The organism is Nocardia carnea NBRC 14403 (genome assembly GCF_000308515.1).
GTDB classification, from domain to species: domain Bacteria; phylum Actinomycetota; class Actinomycetes; order Mycobacteriales; family Mycobacteriaceae; genus Nocardia; species Nocardia carnea.
The window spans coordinates 207,377-228,190 of sequence record NZ_BAFV01000022.1 but is presented as its reverse complement, the minus strand read 5'-3'; the positions used below and the strand labels follow the sequence as shown (position 1 = coordinate 228,190).

Below are 20,814 nucleotides of genomic sequence, written 5' to 3'. Positions count from 1 at the left end.
GCCGGCACGGAGGCGCGCACCGACCCGCTGGACCGACGGGTAATCGGTCACCTCCTGGCGCACGAAGGGCAGTGCAAGGGGTTCGACTCCCCTACCCACGTCGCAGCCCAGCAACGCGCACAGGTGAGAGCGCACAGCGCACAACACACAACCGGGTGCGGATCCGTCACGGTGAGGGCGGGAACGGGGTACTCCACTGTGCACTACACGTCCGGCGCTGCGGTGTGGTCGAGAAATCGGCACGATACCGACCGCACCGGCCCGGCCATCTTCAAGACGCCGCCCGCGCCCGTCGCACTGCTGGGCAGCGCAATCACGACGCGCTCACCACCTACGGTCTGGCACCGACTGCCGGAACGTGCAGCTGTGCGTCAGCGGGAATGAACGAGGGACAGATTGGAGCGTTGTTTGAAGCCGACGCCCCCGAGGACGAGGCGTTGTTCGGGCGCCCGTGACCGTACCGGAGGCCCGGACGGCCACCAGTCGTCGAGTTCGGTCAGGCCCGGTGCGAGGAGTTCGAGCCCGTGGAAGATCTGCAGGTGTTGTTCGCGGGTGCGGTGCCGCCCAGGCCCCAGACCACTTGCGGTGAAGGCATTCTCCAGCTGGTCGGCGAGAGCGTGGAGTTCGGGGTCTTCGTCGGCGGGGTCCCAGAAGCTCGTCATGGCGACGAAGGAGCCTTCGGGTAGGCGGGTGATGTACTCACGCATCACCCCGGCCGGGCAGATATCGTCGTCGAGGTGTTGCAGCACCCCGCAGACGAGGAGGCCGATCGGGCGGTCCGGATCGAGATAGCGGATCACGTCGCGGTTCTCGAGCAGGGTGCCGGGCTCGAGGAGGTCGCCGCGGAGGTAGCGGATGTTGTCGTTCTGGGCGAGTAGCGCGCTGCCGTGCACGGCACAGAGCGGGTCGTTGTCGACGTACACCACTCGGGCGTGACGGTTTTCGTGCTGCGCGATCTGATGCGTGTTGAGCGCTGTCGGTAGCCCGGCACCGATATCGAGGAACTGGTCGATCCCGGCCGAGCCGGCGAGGTACCGGACCACCCGCTGCAACCAGCGCCGGTTCATCCGGCCGACCTCACCGTACCGCGGCGCGGCTTGTTCGATATGCGCCCAGGCCGTGCGGTCGACGTCGTAGTTGTCCTTGCCGCCGAGGCTGTAGTCGTAGACGCGGGCAATGCTCGGTCGCGTGGTATCCACACCGACCGGGCGGCGGATGTATCGCTGGGACTGCGAGGGCAGGGCAGGCATTGACATGGGCTCGCTCACGTGGTTGTGAACTGCAGGATGCAGGGGTATCGGTCGGGTCGGATGAACGCGCGTTGCCAGATGGGCGCGCCCTCGGCGGTTTCGAGGCGGGCCTCGATACAGAACGTGGCGCGGCCCGCCGGAATACCGAGCGCTGCACAGACCGGAGGGTCCGGGACGGTGGGCACCGTGGTTTGGGCGACAACATCCAGCCGGCCGGATTCCTGGGCGGATACGGCGAGCAGTATGCCGACGAGTTCGGTCCGGACCGAATCCGCTGTGTCGGACCAGTTCTCCAAGTAGATGAGCGGTGCCCCGTCCGCGTGCAGTACGCCCGCGTGGACGGTCAGCGGTGTCTGCGGGTCGCGGTCGAGCCGCTCGGCGATCTCCGCGGAACGGTGTTCATTCGCCGTAGGTGTGCTGGTGGAGGTCCGCACGCCGAGTGCGGTGAGGGTGTCGAGCAATCGACGCAGCACCGTGGGCGGGGTCGTGACCCGTCCGCCCACTCGCGGACGTCGTTCGACTCCCTCCAAGTGCCGCACTGCTTCTCGGACTGTATGTCTACTGACTCCGTAGTGCGCCATGAGTTCCCGGTCGCTCGGAAACCGGTCTGCGAACTCGCCGGCCGCCAGCCGTGCGCGCAGGTCCGCGAGCACCGTGGACCACAAGCTCGGTCCACGTACCGAATCATTCGGCACCGCAACTCCTCTCGTCCGCAACCGATTCCCCGGCTCAGGCAGCGTGACGGGCTCCGATCAGACATACTTGGATGGCCAATAGTCCGTACGATACGGCAATCGTCCGGACAAATCATTGTTCAGCGTGAAAACAGGGGTGACCATGACGAAGGCTCATTCGCTCGATATCTCGGCCTACGAGGCCACCAAGGCCGCGGTCGCCGACGACGCGAGTGCAGGCGCCGGGGCGTTCCGGACGGTGACGACCTGGACCGAAGGCGCGCAGGCGCGCACCACCGCCCGTTCGTTCACCCTCGAAACCGATGAGCCGGCCCCGCTGGGCGGCACCGACAAGGCCATCGATCCGATGGAACTCGTACTCGCCGCAATCGGCACCTGCCTGACCATCGGCTGGGTGACCCAGGCAGTCCAGCGCGGTGTCCAGTATCGGGATCTGCGGATCGAGGTCACCGGCGACTTCGATCTGCGTGGCTATCTCGCACTGGATGAGCAAGTCCGGCCGGGGTTCAGCGGCGTGAACTATGTGGTGCACGTCGACACCGACGCTCCCGCCGATGTTCTCGAAGAGATCCGGGCCGCCGCCGAAGCGACCTCACCGATGTTCGACAACGTCAAGAACGCAACTCCCTTGCAGGGCAGCATCGAACAAGCCTGACTCCGGCCGGATGCCCCCGGTGAACGATGGTGGCCCCGACGGACACCCGCGATTTCCTCCCATTCGCCCGCTCGGTGAATGGATCGGTTGACTGTCATCACCACCGCGTTGATCGCGGGGGCCGCTGCCGGGGGTACCGAGGCCGCGTCGATGGCTGTACGGGACGCGTAGAGCACTGGTGGAGGCAGCGCCGTCCCGGTTACCAGAGCTGCGCTGGAACCAAGATTGTCCAGACCTGCCCCGGCGCGAAGGGGATGATTGTTCCGGTGGGTGTCGTATAGGTTGTGCCTGCATCCGGGGAGGGCCGGGACCACGCGGCCGGGAATGTCTGACCATCCCGCAGTACGAGCGCCGGACCGCTACCGATCGTCTGGGCCAGCGGTGAGACGCTGCCCGCGATATCGCTGACCGCCGAGTCGCGCACCTGCACACTCTGCAGCACAACCGTACTTGCCATGATCCGTCCGGTATCGGCATCCGCGTAGGCGGCACCGCCCATGGATACCAGCCACCGTTGGTCGCTGGGTGACCAGTCGAAACCGATCACCGCCGCCGGATACCGCGCTTCCTGATATTGCGTGGGCTCGCCACCGTCAGGGGCCGGACCGAAGTGCAGTTGCGAAGCCGGCGGCCAGCCGCCTCCTTCGGGTAGTCGATCCGTGCGGACGAACATGTTGTGCGGAGCGGCGCGACTGTAGTCGCGGAAGTACGCCGCAGGTTGCCGATCGGCCGAGGCGTTCTGGAGCGAGGACTGATCGACGGAGGCAACCAGCTCAGGTGCGGCACCAGAGGATGCCAACGTCGGGTTGCCGAACTGCTCCAACAGCGTCAGATCTGTTTCCCGCGCACTCCGGACAGGTCCGATCACGGGGGGTTTCTGGGTCGAGAACACAGCAGCCAACCGGCTCAGACCACCCTCGACCGGCTCGACGTAGACCATATCGGCGGCTCCGAGCCCCACCGGTGGCCGTGCCTGCGGACTGTTGTCTATCTTCGCCACCAGCACGGGCGCCCCTACCTGGGCTGGAGGGGCACGCTCCGGTCGGTTGCCGCTGCTGCATGCGGACACTGCGCACATCCCCACTGTGGTCAGGAACGCGGCTATCCACACCCACCATCGCTGTTGCATAGGGGCAACCTCTAACCCACGCGATTCTACGCCGCACGCGGGAAATCAGTGCTCGACGCCAAATCCTTCCCGGTTTCGAGGTCCGCACGCAGTGACTCCACCTTCGCCGAGGCGAACGCCTGCGCGTCGGAGCCGAGCACCTGGCGCAGTGGCCCGTCGCCGCGGTCGACCAGTTCCAGGATCGCCCGGATACCGCGTACCGGGTCACCGAGTTGGGTGCCCTGGAGCGCCAGATGATCGCGTGTCGTGTCCCGGATCGTTTCGTAGCCGTCCGTGGTGGCAGCAGGCAGCGCCAGCGAATCGGTGGTCAGGAAATCGGTCCGGAAATAGCCGGGCTCCACCAGAGTGACTCGGATACCGGAATCGGCGACCTCGGCCGCCAGCGCTTCGCTCATTGCCTCGAGCGCGAACTTCCCCGCGCTGTACAGGCCCCAGCCGGGCATAGTGGTCAGGCCGAGGATCGACGAAATGTTGACGATATGGCCGCGGCGGCGGGCGCGCAGGTGCGGGAGTACTGCGCGCAGGACGTTCCACACCCCGAAGACCTGGATGTCGAACATCTGCCGGGCCGCGCTGTCGGATACCTCCTCGATCGCCGCCAGGTAGCCGTAGCCCGCATTGTTCACCAGCACATCCACTGCGTCGAAGCGGTCGAGCGTATCCCGCACGGCGTTGCGAACCTGCGCCTCGTCGGCGAGGTCGACGGTGAGTGCGAGCAGTCGGCCGGTGTCGTGCCCGGCCAACCCGGCATGCAGTCGTTCGGCGTTGCGGGTGGTGGCCGCGATATTGTCGCCGCGGTCGAGCAGTTGCTTCACCAGTTCCAGCCCGAGCCCCCGGGAGGTGCCGGTCACGAACCAGGTTGCGGGTGCGGATGCGGTCATTCTTCCTTCACTCCTTCGACGTGCGAGCCTCCTGCCGAGGCTCGCCCTGATCCCAGTCTGGACGCCACATCCCCTGCTCAGAGCCATATAATCAGCCCATTCAGACCTGGGATCGACGAACGTAGGACGGCGCGACCCAGGCACAGACCCAGCCGGTCCGGGACAATACGAACCATGAGCGAGCCGAATCGGGAGCTGGCCGATTTCCTGCGGCGCGCCCGCGCCCAGATCGACCCCACCCGCGCCGGTCTACCGACCGATGGCCGGATCCGGCGAGTGCCCGGTCTGCGCCGCGAGGAGGTCGCCCTGCTGGCCGGGGTATCGACCGACTACTACACCCGGCTCGAGCAGGGTCGCCGGATCACTCCCACGGCCGGCGTTATCGATGCCGTCGCTCGCGCCCTCGAGCTCGACACCGCCGGCCGGGCACACCTCGGGCACCTGATCGGGCGGCCCGCCACCGACCCGGCCCGGCGCAGTGTCCCGGTGCAGCGGGTCCGCCCCGGGATCCACCGATTGCTCGACTCCCTCGACGATCTGCCCGCCCTTGTTCTCGGCCACCGATCCGACGTGCTGGCGAGCAACTGGATGGCCAACGCCCTGTTCGCCGACTTCGCCGCCATGCCCGCCACACAGCGCAACTACGCCCGCTGGATGTTCCTCGGCAACGAGCCGCGGGACCTGTTCGCCGACTGGGAGATACAGGCGCGCGCCGCAGTCGAGAGCCTGCGGCTCGAGGTGGGCAACAATCCCGGCGATCGCGCCGGGCGCGCCCTCGTCGAAGAGCTGAGTGGCGAAAGCGCCGAGTTCCGGCAGTGGTGGCGCGAGCATCGGGTGCTGCAACGCACCCACGGCGCCAAGCGGTTACGTCACCCTGTAGTCGGCGAACTCACCGTCGAATACGAGACGCTCACCCTGCCGGGTGACCCGGATCAGACCGTGTACGTGTACACGACCGAACCGGGTAGCCCGTCCAGGGAAGCGATAGGCATGCTTGCGAGCTGGTCGATGCCAGGTCAGGCAATCCGAAGCACCTGAAGTGAACCGGCCGCTTCACCGCGACCGCCGGGCTTCGAGCTCGCGCCGGGATCGGAGGCCGAGTTTGGGGAAGAGGTTGTGTAGATGCCATTCGACCGTGCGCGGGCTGATGAACAGGCGAGCCCCGATTTCCCGGTCGGTGAGCCCTTCGCGGACCAGCTTGACGACCTGTGCCTCGTCGGTGGTGAGGTCGTTGCCGGGCTCGGCGGGGTGTTCGCGGATGTTCTCGCCGGTGGTGACGAGGGCGCGGGCGGCCCTGCGGGCGAAGGCCGCCATGCCCATGGCGGTGAACAGTTCGTGGGCTGTGCGCAGTTGTTCGCGGGCGGCGGGGCCGCGGTGCTCGCGGCACAGCCATTCGCCGAAGAGGAGGTGGGCGCGGGCCAGTTCGCCGCGCAGCGTGGTGCGGGACAGATGTGAAAGTGCTGCGCGGTACCGGTTTTCGGCTTCCCGACCGTCGCTGATCAGGGCGTATGAGCGGGCCTCGATGCCCATGGCCCAGTCGGATCCGCTGGGGCGGGTGACCTCGGTGAGCCGGACCATAGCGTCGAATGCCCGGTCGGTGGCGCCGGTGCGGGTGGCGGCTTCGATGTATTCGACCAGTGACCAGACGGGGATGCCCACCTCCAACTGCACATACTCTTCGTTCGACGCCTGCGCGGCCGCGGCTGCGTCGGCGAACCGCTCCAGGCCGTTGTAGAGGACGGCGCGCGCATAGCCGCCGACCACCGGGCCGATACCTTCCCCCCGGCGCTGCTCCCCTTCGTCGGCGCGCCTGGTGAGCTCTAGACATTCGGCTTCGCGGCCGCGCCAGCCGGCAGCGAGGAGGGCGGGGTAGACGGGAGCCGCGGCGGCAACCGCTTCGGAGGCGGTCTGGATCTCGGCCGCCAGCGATTCGGCCTCGGCGAGTTCGCCGTCGAGAATGTGGACCACGCTGCGCAGGGTCAGGGCGATGGGGAGAGCCGAGGCTCGCCCGGTGGCTCGCACCAGTTCCAGATTCCGGACGCTCAGCTCGGACAGGGTCTCGTCGTCCCACAGACCCACTGCAGTCACACAGGTGAGCCACAGCCAGCGCAATGCCTCGTTCGGGGACAGAGCCGATCGGCGGAACGCGTGCAACGCATCCCGCAGAGCGGGCACGGCCGCGGTATGCCCCTCGAGGATCCGGGTGGCCAATGCGTCGAGCAGGATATCGGCCGGGCGCGCAACGGGCGGAGCCTCGGTGGCGCGGGCCGCGACCGCGGCCTCGTACTGTCCTCGGCGATAAGCCTTGGGACCGGCGAAGATTGCGGCGTCGATGACCTCGAGATAGGTCTCCCGGGCACTGTCGGCGTCGTGCACGGCGAGCCGGCGCGCAGCGTCGAGCAGCAGGACCGGTGCCGCGATACCGCGGCCGGTGGCGAAGGCGATCCGGGCGCGTACCAGCTCGGCTTCCGCGCGTAACCGGTCGTCGGACAGGCCGGTTTCGGCCAGTGCCAGCAAACTGAGGGCAGTGTCCGGGTTTCCCGCCTCATGGTTTGCGCGCGCGGCGACCAGCGCTCTGTCACTGCGACGGCGGGGGTCGGGGGTCAATGCGACAGCCCGGGCCGTGAACGCGGCAGCCGCGGCGAGACCACCGCGTACGCGGGCGCGCACGGCAGAACGTTCGAGTTCCGCCGCGATGGTTTCGTCGGGGCCGGCCGCGCCGTGGGCGGTATGCCAGGCGCGGCGGTCCGGATCGGTATGCGGATCGGTCGCCGCGGCCAGGGCGCGGTGGGCATCGCGCCGGGCGTCGGGCTCGGCGGCCCAGTAGACGACGGACCTGACGAGAGGATGGGCGAACCCGACGCGGTACCCGATCTCCACCAGGCCGGTTGCGACGGCCGGCTCACTCGCGCCGAGGTGGATTCCGAGATGGTCGGCGGCATGCCAGAGCAGCGCGGGCTCGCCGGTCGGATCGGCCGCCGCGACCAGCAGAAACCGCCGGGTTTCCGGTGGCAGGGCGGTTACCCGCTGCAGGTACGCCGCCCGGATCCGGGTGTTCACGCCCCGCGCGGCCGGTAGACCGAACCCACCCGCCAATTCCACCTGACTCGCCGTCTTCGGAAGTTCCAGCAGGGCCAGCGGATTACCCCGGGTTTCGGCGACGACCCGGCTGAGCACGTTCTCGTCCCAAGGGCCGGGCATCGTCGCACGCAACAGCGCGCGAGCATCGTCGTCGCGCAACCCCGCGAGCAGCAGCTGCGGTACACCGGCGGGCTCCACCGGGTCGGACTCGACGCTATCGGGAGGCGACCGGACCGCGAAAACCACGGCGACCGATTCGGCGACCAAGCGGCGGGCGGTGAACGCCAGGGCCTGCATCGAAGTCTGATCCAGCCACTGGGCATCGTCGACGACGCACAGCAGTGGCCGCTCCCGGGCCACCTCCGACAGCAGGCCGAGCACACCGAGCGCCACCAGGAAACCATCGGGAGCGGGCTCACCGCCCTGCCCCAGGGCCGCGGCGACCGCCGCGCGTTGCTGCGCGGGTAGCGCGTCCAGATCGCTCGACAGGGGTGAGCACAGCTGATGCAGGCCCGCGAACACCAACTCCATTTCCGATTGGATCCCGGTGATCCGAGCGATCCGGAACCCGTACGCGCGGCCGGCCAGGTACTCGAGCATCCGCGTTTTGCCGATACCGGGTTCGCCCCGGATCACCAGGGCGCGACTGTGCCCGGCACGTACGGCGCGGAGCAACTCGTCGAGTTGTTCGCATTCACGGTCTCGTCCCGGAACTCTCGCAGACATCGTCCCTCCCGTCGGCACGTCGAACGAGTTCGGGATGCTCCCACGACAGAAGCCCCACCCACACCCGCACCCACACCCCGCGGGCAGATGGTCCCGAACGGTGCAACGCGAAGTACCAGCACCGTTGTCGTCAAGGGCTTCAGCCTAACCAGACTCTCGACGGCCGGCACGGGTTCTTCGGCCACTCGTCAACCCTGCTCGTCGTACTGGGCGCCGGTGCGAAGGCCCTCAGCGGAGGTAACTCGTCGGATAAGGCCGGCAGTGTCGGCTGCATTCGACGCTATCGGGGCGACATATAGCAGATACCCATGACCATCCGCCCCTATTTCATTGGGCTTGTGCTGATATCGAACTTCTGAATTCTCCTTGCGGACGGCCTTTTTGGCGACCGCTCCGTAACTGGGAGCGAAGTCCGCCGGGAGAAATAGGCGAGAAGTTGATGTAACACTTCGCACTCTCTCAGACATAAGTGTGCGTAACCCAAATGTCCCTGTGTGGGACAACAATGAAAGGAACAGGTGTGAGACATAGTCTTCGCACGTTTGCCGCTGCTATATCGATCGCTGCCGCCGGTATCGCCGGCGCCGCCGGTGTCGCCTCCGCCGCACCAGTGCAGCTGACCGAAGCGGCCCCCATCGACGGAGCTGACCCCGCCCCGGGCACCGGATCCGCCGAATCGCTCGGTCCGCTGCTGGAGCTGTTGGCCACCGGGTCGGCCGGCACCGAGGTCCCGGCTGCCGCGCATATCGACGAGACCACCCCGGTTCCGGGCGCCGGCACCGGCTCCGCGGAGGCGCTCGGTCCGCTGCTGGAGCTGCTGGCCACCGGATCCGCCGGTGCCCAGACCCCTGTGGAACCGTAAGGAAGTAACACCCCCGTACGCACCTCCATGGACGATTTCGGCCCCGGGTCGCCGGCGCGGCCACTTCAGTGAGGGACGTACCGCACCACCCTAAAATCTGCGTAGGCTCAGGACCATTGTTTCCGAGCCACCGAACCCCGGAAAGCCAGTCGGCCCTCCGGGGTTCGTTCTGTTACGGCCCCACCCATCCGATGCTCCGTCGGGCAACGCCTGCCGATCGCCCGCCGGCGACCTGCACGCTGACCCAGCACAGTCACTACTGGCGGTTCATATCCGGACAACGGCCGGCAGTTCCAGGCTCCCCGCAGCTCGCAGCGAGCACTACCGCGTCGAGACACCAGGCGCTACCCGGCGTCGGACGGGATCGCCCGGCCGACGATCCATTCGTGACCGAACGGGTCCCGCACCCGACCCTGTCGCGCCCCGTACGACTGATCCGCGACCTCGAAAACGATCTCTCCCCCACCGGCGGCCATCCGCTCGGCGAGCCGGTCGGGGTCGGCGGCCACCACGGTGAGAAGCAGGCCGCGCCCGCCGAGCCGCAATGGATCCTTGTCGAACTCGTCGGCATCCTTCAGCTGAAAACTCGCCCCGCCGGGAAGGCCGAGTTCGGCGAAGACGACTCGCCCGCCGGCCTCGTCCCGCCGCCGGAGTACGGCGTCGAAGACTTCGCTGTAATAGCGGATCGCCTTGTCCGCGCCCTCGACGACCAGTTTCGGGGTGATCTGCTCGATATTCATAGACCTGAGTATCGGCGGCTGCGGTTCGCACAGGCTTGGAGATTTGTCGCCGCCGGCGCTCGAGCAACGGAGCTCAGCCGTTCGCAGCATTAACCGCCGGCGCCGCTCCGTTGCGGAGTTTTCAGAAACTGGCGACCTTACCGCGGAAATCGGTGGGTCGTAGTCCGCGGTACCGTTTGAAGGCGGCGCTGAAACCGAAGGCGTCCGCGTAGCCGACGGCCTTCGCGACCTGCGCGACCGTGAGGTCGCGATCGGCCAGGAGTTCTTCGGCTTCGTCCATCCGGCATTCGGTGAGGTAGGCCAGCGGTGACTGGCCCATGACATCGGTGAAGCGTTTCGCGAACAGCGCCCGGGACACACCGGCTTTCGATGCCAGGGTCGCCACCGTCCAGCCTGCGGCGGGGTGACTGTGCATGGCTTCCAGGGCGGGGCCGACCACCGGGTCGGCGGGGCCGCGGTACCAGCCCGGTGCGTCGGCATCTTGGCCGTCGAACCAGTCGCGCAGTGTGCACACCAGTGCCCAGTCGAGCAGGCGGTCCATCATGGCCTGAGCGCCGGCGGGGCGGGCGGTGGCATCGGCGGCGATGGAGGACATCCAGGCGCAGGTCTCGGCATCGTCGGTGACCACCAGAACGGGCGGTAAGGCGCGCAGCAGGCGTTCGTGGCGGCGACCGGAGGCGCGGTACGCGCCGACGATCAGCGCGGTTTCGCCGGCCGGATCATTGCCCCACTGCCCGTCGCCGAGAGAGGCTTCGCATACGGGGTCCCCGGTGAAGCAGGCGATTTCGTATTCGGCGTGCGGGAGCGCGACCGAATCGGCGCGGTCGGCGAGCAGAAAGGGTTCGCAACCACGCACTACCGCGGTGTCCCCGGCGGAAATCCGGCGTTCGGTGCCGTCGGGCAGGAGCAGGGTGCCGCCGCCGCGCAGCACGGTCATCATCGTCAATGGTGCGCGGTCGGCGAAGCGGATGGTCCACGGCGCTTCCAGGACCGCATGGGTGAGTACGGCGCCTTCGGCCCGGATACCGCCCAGCAGTTTGCTCAATGGGTCCACCCCTAGAGCGTAGACGAACTCCTATCGAATGTGGATCTTCAGCCATAGATCGTCCACCCGATTCCGGGTGGAATGGAACCGACCGAACAGCCGAGAAATCGGATCACCCTGGAGGATTCCGTGCCGCACACCCCGCTCGAGGACACCGCGACCGCCCGCACCGCACTGGTCGTCGTCGCGCACCCCCGACCCGATTCGCTCACCGCCCATATCGCCCGGCTCACCGCCCGCCGGCTCACCGACGCGGGCTACCGGATCGACCTGCTCGACCTGAACGCCGAGAACTTCGATCCCCGGATGACCGATGCCGACCTGCCGGATTGGAACAACCGCGAAAAGACCTACTCCCCCGAGGTCGAGAGCCATATGCGGCGCATCCTCGCCGCCGATGTCATCGTCGCGGTGTTCCCGGTGTACTGGATGCAGGTTCCGGCGATCCTCAAAGGCTGGATCGACCGCGTATGGAACTACGGGTTCGCCTACGGTCGCAGCAAGCCCCGGCTGGCGGGTAAGCGGATGCTGTGGCTCGGACTCGCCGGGGCGGCGGACGACGACGAGGTGGTCGCCCTCATGCAGCAGGCGCTGAGCGCACAACTCGACGACGGTATCGCCTACTACTGCGGCCTGACGCACTCCTCGGTGGGCCTGCTGCCGGGCGCGGAGGAGAAGCCGCAACGGCTGGACGCCGCGGGCAACCTACTGCTCGACGAGGCCCTCACCGGCGCCGCCCGCGATGCTCATTACGCCGCACTGGAGGCCAGGGCGACCGGTTTCGTCGACGATTTCCTCGCCGGCGACAGGGTCGCGGCCTGATCCACCCGGACCGGAACGCACAGTTGCCGACTGCACCACAAGCACATGCACCCGGATCGCGCGGCCGGATCACTCCCGGAGCGCCGGCAGCGAGATCACGCAGACTCATCCGCTCGCGCGATCCGGGCTTCGATACCCGCGACGATGGTGTCGGCGACCAGCCTCGCGTGCCGGCGCACTGCGGTTTTCCGGAGCGGGTCCGACGGGGACATCCGGGTCGCCAGCGGGAGCGCGGCATACGGGGCGGTCGCCCCGTGGGCGATGAGGAAATGTAGCGAGCGCAGATCGTCGCGGTGCAGGATCTTGCGGTGCAGCAGCGGTTTCAGGGGTTCGGCGAGCAGGACCGATATCGGCTGGATGTGCCGGTCGTAGAGGTAGGTGAGGCGGGGGCTTTCGATTGCCGCTTCCGTACTGATCAGGCGCACCACGTCGGGGTATTCGGCCTGTAGTTCGAGGAACCGCACGATTCCCGCGTGGAATTCTTCCAGCGGGGACAGGTCGGTGCGTTCGGGCCGGATCTTCGGCAGGGTGACCGCATTGGCGAAGATCCAGTCCGCAACCGCGTACCAGAGCGCCTCCTTCGAGCCGAAGCGCTGGTGGATCAGGTTGTGGCTCACGCCGAGTTCGCGGTTGATCGCCGCGACGGAGGCGCCGGTGAACCCGTCGCGGGCGAAAACCCGTAGTGCGGCCGCCAGGATCTCGTCCACCGAGGCGGGTGTTTCCCCGGCCGGGGGTCTACCCCGCCCTTTGCGCGGCCGCGGGTCCGGTGCGATATCCATGGCCGCGATTATATTGACTACAATCAATTTTTCTGCGACTGTGAGCCCAGCCACTTCGCGCTACGGGGACAAGGGATCGCGGCGGCTCCGCCCGGCCCGCGCCCGCCTCCGCCGCAGCGCCCGACGAGGACTGGATGCTGCTATGGAATCCTTTGTGCACCTGCGGAAAGGCACTACTCCCGACCGGCTGCACGCCGATCTCGGCGGACTCAAGGACGATGAGCTGGGGCGCGGCGGTTTCACCGGGCGTACCGCGCAGCTGTATCGGCGCAACGATCCGGTGAACTACACCGCGACCGGCCCGCTCGCCCCGGTGGATGTGCTGGCCGACGCACTGAGCCCCACCGACTCGACCGATGCCGCCGGTTCCCCGCTGCTGCTGTTCTCCAACGCCGACTGCCGGATCTCGCTGAGCCGGCGCACCCAGGAGATGCCGTTCTTCATCCGTCATGTCGACGGCGACCTGCTCTCGTTCGTGCACAAGGGTTCCGGGCTGCTGGAAACCGAATTCGGGCCCCTTCGCTACCGCGAAGGAGACTGGGTGTACGTGCCGAAGGCGTGCACGTTTCGGCAGGTCCCCGACAGCGAGACGACCCTGCTCATGATCGAGGCGACAGAGGAGTTCCGGGTTCCGCCCGCGGGGCCGCTGGGCCGGCATTTCCCGTTCGACCCGAACCGGATGACGATCCCCGAACCCGCTGCCATGGACGACGACGGCCGCGAGGCATACGAGGTGCGGCTGATCCATGAAGGTGGCCCGACCTCGCTGTTCTACTCGCATCATCCGCTGGATGTGGTGGGCTGGCAGGGCGACAACTTCCCGTTCACGTTCAATATCGCCGACTACAACGTGGTCCTCTCCGATACGGTGCATCTGCCCGCCACGGTGCATCTGTTCATGCAGGCAACCGGCGTGTACGTGATGAACTTCCTGCCGAAACGGGCCGAATCGGCGCCAGGCACCGAAACGATTCCCTGGTATCACCGCAATGCCGACTACGACGAGATCGCGTTCTTCCACGGCGGCGATATGTACGGCGTACCGATGCCGCCGGGCCTGATCTCGCATGCGCCACAGGGCGTGCATCACGGGGCGCCGGAGAAGATGCGGGAGCGGGCGCGGCGGAAGCGGGAGGAGATCAGCCATATCGGCTGGACCACGATCGCCGTCGACACCCGGCGGCGTCTGATCCCCTCCCCGGAGGTACTGGCGAACAACCTCGGCGCGCACTGATACCGCACCGGATCTCTTCCTCCGGGCCGCAGGCAACCGGGCCCGCACCCCAGGCGGGAACTCTCGCATCGAAAGACAGAGGCAGGCAATCTATGTCGCATCACGTCGAACGCACCCCGTATGTGATCGCCTACGCGAACACCTCGGGCACCCGGGACGCCTACGGCGGTCTCTCCGAAATGGTCACGCTCGATTCGATTCTGGTGAAACCGGCCGGCCTGGATTCGGAGACGGTGCTGGTGCTCATGCATCCGGTTTCCAGCGGCACCTACCTGCCGATCGTCACATCGCTGGCCAAGGCCGGCCACCACATCATCGTCTGCAACAGCCGCTACCGGGGCGCCGATTCCGCACTGCTCATGGAGAAGGTGGTGCAGGATCTCGGCGAATGTATTCGTGACGCGAAGCAGCGGCTCGGCTACCGGAAAGTGGTGCTGGCGGGCTGGAGTGGTGGCGGATCGCTGTCGGTGTACTACCAGCAGCAGGCCCAGCATCCGACGGTCACCGCAAGCCCTTCTGGTGACGGTCCCGACCTGACCGAGCTGAATCTGCCGCCCGCCGACGGGATCCTGCTGATGGCCGCCCATATCAGCCGCCACCACACCCTCACCGAATGCATCGACCCGTCGATTCTCGACGAATCCGACCCCACCCGGCGCGATCCGGAACTGGACCTCTACAACCCCGACAATCCCAACCAGCCGCCGTACAGTCCCGAATTCGTGGCCCGCTTCCGCCGGGCCCAGCACGACCGCAACCGCCGCATCACGGCCTGGGTGAAGGAGAAACTGGCCACCATCCAGGCCTCCGGCCGCCCCCAGGACGAATACTGTTTCGTCGTCCACGGCACCATGGCCGACCCCACGGTCCTCGACCCGGCGCTTGATCCCAACGACCGCACCCCGGGCGAGTCCTATCTCGGTGAACCGCAGGAGGTGAATATGGGCGCGTTCGGTCTCGCCCGGTTCAGCACCCTGCGCAGCTGGTTGTCGCAGTGGAGTATCGACGACGCCCGCGGGGACGCAGTGGCCTGCGGGCCGGATATCGCCGTGCCGACGCTGGTGCTCTACAACGCCGCCGACAATGTCTGCACGCCCTCGCACGCCCACCGCATCTACGAGGCGCTCGGCTGCGCGGACAAGGAACTGCACGAGGTCCCCGGCGCCAACCACTACTACCTGGGCCCGGACCAGCGCGAACCGCTGGCGAAGGCGATCGGTCTGGTCGACGGCTGGCTGCGGGCCCGGGGCCTCGGCCCGGCGGAATGAGCGGACAGCACGGGCAACCGCAGCCGAAGAGACGCGCTCCCCTGCCGCTGATCGCGTAACTCCCAGGACGCCGGCTTCGGACGGCTCGCACGCACCCGGCACCGCACCGCACCGCACCGCACCGCACCGCACCGCACCGCACCGCACCGCACCGCACCGCACCGAGACGGGATAATGCTCTGATGGACTCCGCGACAACCGGCGCACTGGACGGTATCCGCGTACTCGAGATCGGCACCCTGATCTCCGGTCCCTTCGCCGGGCGCCTGCTCGGCGATATGGGCGCCGAGGTGATCAAGCTCGAACCACCGGACGCCCCCGACCCACTGCGCACCTGGGGTCAGGCCGAACTCGACGGCCACCATTTCTTCTGGACCGTGCACGCCCGGAACAAGAAGGCCGTCACCCTGAACCTGCGTGAGGACGCCGGGCGCGATCTGTTCCTCGAACTTGCGGAGAAATCCGACATCATCGTGGAGAACCTGCGGCCGGGGACGCTGGAACGGTGGGGTCTCGGTTACGACGTGCTGCGGGAACGCAATCGCGGCATCATCCTGGTGCGAGTGTCCGGTTACGGGCAGACCGGTCCGGACGCACAGAAAGCCGGGTACGCCTCCGTCGCCGAGGCCACCAGCGGGCTGCGCCATATAAACGGTTTCCCCGGTGGCCCGCCCCCGCGCCTGGCGCTGTCCCTCGGCGACAGCCTGGCCGGAATGTTCGCCGCCCAGGGCGCGCTGGCGGCGCTGTACCGCCGCACGGTCACCGGCGAAGGCCAGATCGTCGATGCCGCGCTCACCGAGGCCTGCTTGGCCGTCCAGGAATCCACTATCCCCGACTACGACGTCGGCGGCGTGGTCCGCGGCCCCTCCGGTACCCGGCTGGAAGGGATCGCCCCGTCGAATATCTACCGCACCGCCGACGGCAGCTGGGTGGTGATCGCCGCCAACCAGGACACGGTGTTCCGCCGCCTCTGCGCGGCTATGGGACATCCGGCCCTCGCGACCGACGAACGTTTCGTCAACCACACGGCACGGGGCCGTAACCAGGACGAACTCGACAAGATCATCGGCGAGTGGGCGGTGCAGCGGCAACCCCAGGCGATCATCGATCTGCTGAACGAAGCCGGTGTGATCAGCGGCCCGATCAATACGGTCGCCGAAGTGGTCACCGACCCGCAACTCAACGCGCGCGGCATGATCGCCGACCACTACGACGAACGCATCCAGCGAAATATCAAGGGCCCCGGTGTTATTCCAGTCCTTTCGGACACGCCGGGCACCATCCGCAATGCGGGTTCGGCGCAACCGGGTCAGCACAACGACGACGTCTACGCCGGCCTGCTCGGGAAAAGCACTAATGACCTGGAAACATTGCGCACGCAGGGGATCATCTGACCTGACCGACGCCTCATCCGCACCGAAGACCCTCTCCTACACACAGCCGGTCACGCTTGGACGAGTAGCGAATTTCTCTGCTGCATAGCGCATTTCACTACGTCCACGCTTCGATGTCCAGTACAGTGGGCGATACGAACGTCCGGTCCGGGCAAGGGGGTCTTCATGCCGGATATCCATCGCGAACGCCGTCTCCGCTGGGCCGAGCGCACGCTCGCCGACATTCCCGGGCTATCGGCGCAGCAGCGGCGCTGTCTTTCGGTACCGCTCACCGAGCGAGGCTGGCATATCCTGGTCGAGCACACCGCAGCCCGCCGCGGCCGCGCCGGAACCTTCGTGATCGGCCCCGCAGGGGTGTACGCACTGGTGTTCGCCGACGAGATGCCGGCTTGGAGCCGGCTCGTCAGAATCCGAAAACAGGCAGAGGAAGTATGCGTCGGTGTCCGGTTCGACCGCGCCGAGTTCGTGCCGCATATGCTCGAACTGGTCGTGGTCATGCCCGAGGCGGGCAGGGACCAGCTCTACGACCAGTTTCCGGTGGTCGACGAATCCACGATCAGGCAACTCCTGCTGCGCGGCGACAAGAAATGGCCGCCGCGCAGAGCCAGGGCGCTCGCAGCCGAAATCGCCGAGCGCACTCCGGCTGCACGCTGGATCTCCGCCGACAACGGCCCGGTTCACACCGCCACAGCGCCGGACGGCCTGTTCGGCACCGGCGAACTGCATACTGATGCCCGAGAGCAGATCCTCATCCGGCCCTTCCGGGAGTGGATGTGCTTCTTGGACCCCGCCCAGCTGGCCGCGGTGCAAACCAACTACACCGGACCCGCTCGGATCAGCGGACCGGCCGGTACCGGGAAATCGGTGGTCGCCCTCCACCGTATGGCCCGCTTCGCCAAGCACAATCCAGGACGGCTACTGCTGACCGGCTTCGTCAAGACCTTGCCGCAGTATCACGCGTCGGGCTTCGCGCAACTCGCGCCGCGCGCAGTCGATCGCGCCGAGTTCCGCGGCTTGCATTCCTGGATACTGACGTTCCTGAACCGCCGGGAGGTCGCCTTCAAGCTGAACTCCGCGGCACAGAACACCGCTTTCAGCCACGGGTGGACGCGAGCGCGTGAATTCCTGAACACGATCGAGCACACCGACGTCCAGTACTGGCGGGACGAGATCGACCGGGTCATCGGTGGGCGCGGACTCATCGATTGTGACGAGTACCTGCAGATCAAGCGGTCCGGACGGGACGGCGTCCAGCTCAACCGCACCCAGCGCACAGCCCTCTGGAATCACCTGTACGCGCCGTACAAAGCGAATTTGCGCAGCCGGGGTGTCGACGACTTCAACGACCTCGTCCGCAAAGCACTCGACGAATTGAACAGGCGGCCATTGGATTCCGGCGAGGACTATGCACTGGTTGTGGTGGACGAGGTCCAAGACCTCACGCTTCAGGAATTACGACTCGTGCACCGGATCGCAGGCGGTGGGCCGGACGCACCCATGCTTCTGGTCGGCGATGGGCAGCAGCAGGTGTACCCGGGTGGCTGGCGGCTGTCCGATGCCGGCATTCCGATTCGTGGTCGAGGCAATCTGCTGCGTACCAATTACCGTAATCGCGAAGCAATTCTGAATTACGTCCAGCAAATCGAAGCAGGCAATACGGTCGACGATCTCGACGGCGGCCGTGGGTTCGTTCTCCGAGACAGCAACGCCGTCCTGCCCGGCGGCACGGTGATCGTGAAACAGTTACGGCGCGGCGAGGTCGACACTGCGCTCGTGGCTGCGGTAGCAGAATTCCGCAAGCCGGAGTCCGATATCGCCGTCATCGTCGGGTCGAACAAGGACGCCGATCGCATACTGACCGTGTTGAAACGCGCTGGACTGCCCGTGCTCGCGCTGGACAAGTACGACGGCACGCAGGTGGCCACGGTGAAGGTCGGCACCGTCCACCGGGCCAAGGGCATGGATTTCGAGGCGGTCTTCGTGATCACCGAACCATCCGCCACATTCCGGAACACCACCGGCGCCGCGCGCGACCGAGCAGAACTACGCGCCCGGCAGGAGCTCGTGGCCGCCAGCAGGCCGCGAGATTTCCTCTGGGTCGGCACGATCACCGGTTAGAGCAGCGTAGAACGGTAGGCGGCCATGGCTGAGCACACCGTGCCCCCGACCGGACAGTACAGCGGGTCGTAGCCGCCACCGAGCGACTCGATGAGCGCACGTTGATCGGCCCAGTCCCATCTCAGCCAACGGCTCACGCACAAGACGGTCACCGTCGCGGCGCCTGCCTGCTTCACGGCAATAGCGGCACCCTGCGCACTTGCGCCTGTCGTCCATGTGTCATCCACGATGAGCACATGGCTGCCCTCAACGGTGGCCCGCCACTTCTCGGGCACCACGAATCTGTCGTCGCTCAACTGCCGTTTCGCCACACAGCCCGGACCGGGCTGCAGAAGGAACTTCCGCAGCGACGCCTCCAGTGCGGCATTCACCGTCACCGCCCGGGCGAGTGCGGAAACCGGGTGGTCACTACCCGGCCGCTCGTTCGACGGTACGAAAGTCAGCGCGTTCCAGGCAGCCCCGAGTGAGGTGTCGAAGCAGCCGCGGTGCAGTTCGACCGACGACCTGATCATCAGCTGAAGATTCTCCCGGCAGCGCGCGACCGCGGGCGCACCACGAAAGCCCTTATAGGCCCGCACCTCATGCGCCGACTGATGGTGACCATCAGGGCAGTAGCCGAGCGCATAGGTCAATATGATGGTGCGATCCGCGAGCAGGTCTCCGTATTTTCGCTGATGGTCCAGGCAGCGACCGCACCGGTCCCGGTCGGCCGGGGCGCGGCAGACGGTGCAGACACCGGGTGTTCCCGGCGCGTACGCGTTGTCGAAATGCCCCGCTACGGAAACACGGACGAGTTCGCGGAGAAACTGCGCATCGTCGCTGGGGACGATATTACCGTCGGCCATCTGGTCGTCCTCCACCGACGACTGGAACGGGGGCCGTCAGCACTCTACGCGATCGGGTCCAGCAGCCTAGAAACCATTGCGCGGTGGGCGATAATGCGGTGTGCCTGGGCAATTGCCTCCTCCGGTGAGCTCGCGATATGCACGTTGGGAGTACCGACCATCGCGCGGCCCCACGTCGTGGCCTGCGCGACCGTGACGTTCAGGATCACCGATCGCCCGTGCCGCACGGCTTCCCGCGCCTGGATCCTGGTGCCGCTCTGCTCGTTCGCCTCGACGATCACGGTGGCCAGCCCGTAGGCACTCATCGTTGCATTCCGTGCGGGAAAGGACCACCGCGACGGCGGGTACTCCGGGAGAAAATGGGTGAGAAGCATACCGCGCTGCGATATCTCGGCCTGGAGCTCGCGGTTTTCCTGCGGATACGCACGATCGACACCGTTGCCCAGGACTGCGACCGTGCGGCCACCGGCGTCCAGGGTCGCCCGATGGGCTGCTGTATCGATTCCTTTCGCAAGCCCGGAGATCACCGCGATACCGGCCTCGGTAAGGCCCACAGCCACCCGCCGGGCGAATTCCAGCGCACGCTCGGACGGATCGCGGGAGCCGACGACGCAGATTCCATTCTCCCGCGGCACCATCCGACCCCAGGTGAACACCACCGGCGGGACGCGCCGGACCGAACGCAGTTGCTCGGGGTACGAGCGGTCCATGAAGGTATGGAAACGCAACGGCGCACTCTTCCATCGCTCGACGTCCCGGGCAGCGCGGTCCAGTTCACCGGACTCCTCACCCGCCCCGAAGAGACCGGGTGGGTGGTCGTCCTCCCAGAGAAGGCGAGCGCCACCCCGCTCCATCACCTGTTCGGTCACCGTGGACCACTCGGTGTTCTTGGCGGTCACACGCATCATCGCCACCAGCGCGGCACGGTCGGCGTCGTCCCAGGCCAGTGCACCCTCGCCGATCGAGCCCCCCTCCGAATTCGGAGACGCCATATACCTCTCCTTTCGACATATGCATCGAACACCCGTTCGACTCCGGATGTCAACCTCGACCGCGGCGATAACCGAACCTAGCAGCAGCTGGGCGGGCGAGCACGTGGCCGCTCAGGCGGCACCCACCGGCAGCTGTACCAGGTGGGTACTCTGCTCTCAGAGCCGGTCACAGCGGGCGGAATCGGTGGTGTGGCCGGCGGTGGGGGGCCGCCTGCCACCTCGCCGCCGACGGCAAGGGGCACGCCGGGCCCACAGACCTGGTCGACGATCTCCTGGACCAGCTGCGCTCCCGGTCATG

At 67.0% G+C, this 20,814-nt stretch carries 18 protein-coding genes; 8 read left to right on the top strand and 10 right to left on the bottom strand.

Going from position 1 to position 20,814, the window contains the following annotated elements; genetic code table 11:
- Nucleotides 1–371 precede the first annotated feature (371 nt).
- Nucleotides 372–1,256, bottom strand: a complete 885-nt coding sequence (locus ON22_RS08640) for an SAM-dependent methyltransferase (protein WP_081595429.1) — start codon at nucleotides 1,254–1,256, stop codon at nucleotides 372–374.
- 8 nt (nucleotides 1,257–1,264) lie between these two features.
- The gene (locus ON22_RS08635; RefSeq protein ID WP_156052333.1) at nucleotides 1,265–1,945 is read right to left on the bottom strand and encodes a GntR family transcriptional regulator; all 681 of its coding nucleotides are present in this window, start codon (nucleotides 1,943–1,945) and stop codon (nucleotides 1,265–1,267) included.
- A 142-nt stretch (nucleotides 1,946–2,087) separates the two neighbouring features.
- Here ON22_RS08635 and ON22_RS08630 point away from each other — a divergent pair, with 142 nt between their 5' ends.
- Entirely contained in the window at nucleotides 2,088–2,600 is a 513-nt protein-coding gene (locus ON22_RS08630; protein WP_033245018.1) for an OsmC family protein, read from the top strand.
- Between the two features lie 199 nt (nucleotides 2,601–2,799).
- On the opposite strand, the gene ON22_RS08625 is transcribed toward ON22_RS08630, so the two are convergent.
- A complete protein-coding gene (locus ON22_RS08625) occupies nucleotides 2,800–3,678 on the bottom strand; it encodes a DUF3048 domain-containing protein (RefSeq protein ID WP_483414267.1) in 879 nt (292 codons plus the stop codon).
- 77 nt (nucleotides 3,679–3,755) lie between these two features.
- Nucleotides 3,756–4,610 carry an SDR family NAD(P)-dependent oxidoreductase gene (locus tag ON22_RS08620; protein WP_033245016.1) on the bottom strand — a complete coding sequence of 285 codons (855 nt, stop codon included), beginning with the start codon at nucleotides 4,608–4,610 and terminating at the stop codon, nucleotides 3,756–3,758.
- Between the two features lie 174 nt (nucleotides 4,611–4,784).
- On the opposite strand from ON22_RS08620, the gene ON22_RS08615 reads away from it, so the two are divergent.
- A complete protein-coding gene (locus ON22_RS08615) occupies nucleotides 4,785–5,648 on the top strand; it encodes a helix-turn-helix domain-containing protein (RefSeq protein WP_033245015.1) in 864 nt (287 codons plus the stop codon).
- Between the two features lie 15 nt (nucleotides 5,649–5,663).
- Here ON22_RS08615 and ON22_RS08610 read toward each other — a convergent pair whose 3' ends face one another.
- Nucleotides 5,664–8,417: an AAA family ATPase gene (locus ON22_RS08610; protein WP_033245014.1), complete on the bottom strand. Its 2,754-nt coding sequence runs from the start codon at nucleotides 8,415–8,417 to the stop codon at nucleotides 5,664–5,666.
- A 520-nt stretch (nucleotides 8,418–8,937) separates the two neighbouring features.
- Between ON22_RS08610 and ON22_RS08605 the strand changes: the two genes are divergently transcribed.
- A complete protein-coding gene (locus ON22_RS08605; RefSeq protein ID WP_156052332.1) occupies nucleotides 8,938–9,279 on the top strand; it encodes a hypothetical protein in 342 nt (113 codons plus the stop codon).
- A gap of 344 nt (nucleotides 9,280–9,623) precedes the next feature.
- Here the strand turns inward: ON22_RS08605 and ON22_RS08600 are convergent, their stop codons facing one another.
- Entirely contained in the window at nucleotides 9,624–10,019 is a 396-nt protein-coding gene (locus ON22_RS08600; protein WP_033245012.1) for a VOC family protein, read from the bottom strand.
- A gap of 121 nt (nucleotides 10,020–10,140) precedes the next feature.
- Nucleotides 10,141–11,073, bottom strand: a complete 933-nt coding sequence (locus ON22_RS08595; RefSeq protein ID WP_033245011.1) for an AraC family transcriptional regulator — start codon at nucleotides 11,071–11,073, stop codon at nucleotides 10,141–10,143.
- Between the two features lie 72 nt (nucleotides 11,074–11,145).
- Between ON22_RS08595 and ON22_RS08590 the strand changes: the two genes are divergently transcribed.
- Complete coding sequence (locus ON22_RS08590) at nucleotides 11,146–11,886, top strand: NAD(P)H oxidoreductase (RefSeq protein WP_081595423.1); 741 nt, start codon at nucleotides 11,146–11,148, stop codon at nucleotides 11,884–11,886.
- A 95-nt stretch (nucleotides 11,887–11,981) separates the two neighbouring features.
- Here the strand turns inward: ON22_RS08590 and ON22_RS08585 are convergent, their stop codons facing one another.
- Complete coding sequence (locus tag ON22_RS08585; RefSeq protein WP_033245010.1) at nucleotides 11,982–12,665, bottom strand: TetR/AcrR family transcriptional regulator; 684 nt, start codon at nucleotides 12,663–12,665, stop codon at nucleotides 11,982–11,984.
- Nucleotides 12,666–12,807: 142 nt separating this feature from the next.
- Between ON22_RS08585 and ON22_RS08580 the strand changes: the two genes are divergently transcribed.
- The 4 genes from ON22_RS08580 (at nucleotide 12,808) to ON22_RS08565 (ending at nucleotide 18,679) form a co-directional block, all read left to right on the top strand.
- Nucleotides 12,808–13,899, top strand: coding sequence for a homogentisate 1,2-dioxygenase (locus ON22_RS08580; protein ID WP_033245009.1), 1,092 nt, complete (start codon nucleotides 12,808–12,810; stop codon nucleotides 13,897–13,899).
- 92 nt (nucleotides 13,900–13,991) lie between these two features.
- A complete protein-coding gene (locus tag ON22_RS08575; protein ID WP_033245008.1) occupies nucleotides 13,992–15,167 on the top strand; it encodes a serine aminopeptidase domain-containing protein in 1,176 nt (391 codons plus the stop codon).
- 182 nt (nucleotides 15,168–15,349) lie between these two features.
- Nucleotides 15,350–16,561, top strand: a complete 1,212-nt coding sequence (locus tag ON22_RS08570; protein ID WP_033245007.1) for a CaiB/BaiF CoA transferase family protein — start codon at nucleotides 15,350–15,352, stop codon at nucleotides 16,559–16,561.
- 165 nt (nucleotides 16,562–16,726) lie between these two features.
- Nucleotides 16,727–18,679, top strand: a complete 1,953-nt coding sequence (locus ON22_RS08565) for a UvrD-helicase domain-containing protein (protein ID WP_033245006.1) — start codon at nucleotides 16,727–16,729, stop codon at nucleotides 18,677–18,679.
- On the opposite strand, the gene ON22_RS08560 is transcribed toward ON22_RS08565, so the two are convergent.
- Together ON22_RS08560 and ON22_RS08555 are read right to left on the bottom strand one after the other, a co-directional pair.
- The gene (locus ON22_RS08560) at nucleotides 18,676–19,524 is read right to left on the bottom strand and encodes a hypothetical protein (RefSeq protein ID WP_033245005.1); all 849 of its coding nucleotides are present in this window, start codon (nucleotides 19,522–19,524) and stop codon (nucleotides 18,676–18,678) included. The genes ON22_RS08565 and ON22_RS08560 overlap by 4 nt on opposite strands.
- A gap of 44 nt (nucleotides 19,525–19,568) precedes the next feature.
- Complete coding sequence (locus ON22_RS08555; RefSeq protein ID WP_081595422.1) at nucleotides 19,569–20,516, bottom strand: DNA-processing protein DprA; 948 nt, start codon at nucleotides 20,514–20,516, stop codon at nucleotides 19,569–19,571.
- Between the last annotated feature and the right edge of the window lie 298 nt (nucleotides 20,517–20,814).

Excerpts from the sequence above, each read along its gene's own strand:
- ON22_RS08600 (WP_033245012.1), bottom strand. The coding sequence starts at position 10,019 with ATGAATATCGAGCAGATCACCCCGAAACTGGTCGTCGAGGGCGCGGAC.
- ON22_RS08555 (WP_081595422.1), bottom strand. The coding sequence starts at position 20,516 with ATGGCGTCTCCGAATTCGGAGGGGGGCTCGATCGGCGAGGGTGCACTG.
- ON22_RS08585 (WP_033245010.1), bottom strand. The coding sequence starts at position 12,665 with ATGGATATCGCACCGGACCCGCGGCCGCGCAAAGGGCGGGGTAGACCC.
- ON22_RS08610 (WP_033245014.1), bottom strand. The coding sequence starts at position 8,417 with ATGTCTGCGAGAGTTCCGGGACGAGACCGTGAATGCGAACAACTCGAC.
- ON22_RS08640 (WP_081595429.1), bottom strand. The coding sequence starts at position 1,256 with ATGTCAATGCCTGCCCTGCCCTCGCAGTCCCAGCGATACATCCGCCGC.
- ON22_RS08625 (WP_483414267.1), bottom strand. The coding sequence starts at position 3,678 with ATGTGCGCAGTGTCCGCATGCAGCAGCGGCAACCGACCGGAGCGTGCC.
- ON22_RS08615 (WP_033245015.1), top strand. The coding sequence starts at position 4,785 with ATGAGCGAGCCGAATCGGGAGCTGGCCGATTTCCTGCGGCGCGCCCGC.
- ON22_RS08575 (WP_033245008.1), top strand. The coding sequence starts at position 13,992 with ATGTCGCATCACGTCGAACGCACCCCGTATGTGATCGCCTACGCGAAC.
- ON22_RS08590 (WP_081595423.1), top strand. The coding sequence starts at position 11,146 with ATGGAACCGACCGAACAGCCGAGAAATCGGATCACCCTGGAGGATTCC.
- ON22_RS08630 (WP_033245018.1), top strand. The coding sequence starts at position 2,088 with ATGACGAAGGCTCATTCGCTCGATATCTCGGCCTACGAGGCCACCAAG.
- ON22_RS08565 (WP_033245006.1), top strand. The coding sequence starts at position 16,727 with ATGCCGGATATCCATCGCGAACGCCGTCTCCGCTGGGCCGAGCGCACG.
- ON22_RS08560 (WP_033245005.1), bottom strand. The coding sequence starts at position 19,524 with ATGGCCGACGGTAATATCGTCCCCAGCGACGATGCGCAGTTTCTCCGC.
- ON22_RS08570 (WP_033245007.1), top strand. The coding sequence starts at position 15,350 with ATGGACTCCGCGACAACCGGCGCACTGGACGGTATCCGCGTACTCGAG.
- ON22_RS08580 (WP_033245009.1), top strand. The coding sequence starts at position 12,808 with ATGGAATCCTTTGTGCACCTGCGGAAAGGCACTACTCCCGACCGGCTG.
- ON22_RS08620 (WP_033245016.1), bottom strand. The coding sequence starts at position 4,610 with ATGACCGCATCCGCACCCGCAACCTGGTTCGTGACCGGCACCTCCCGG.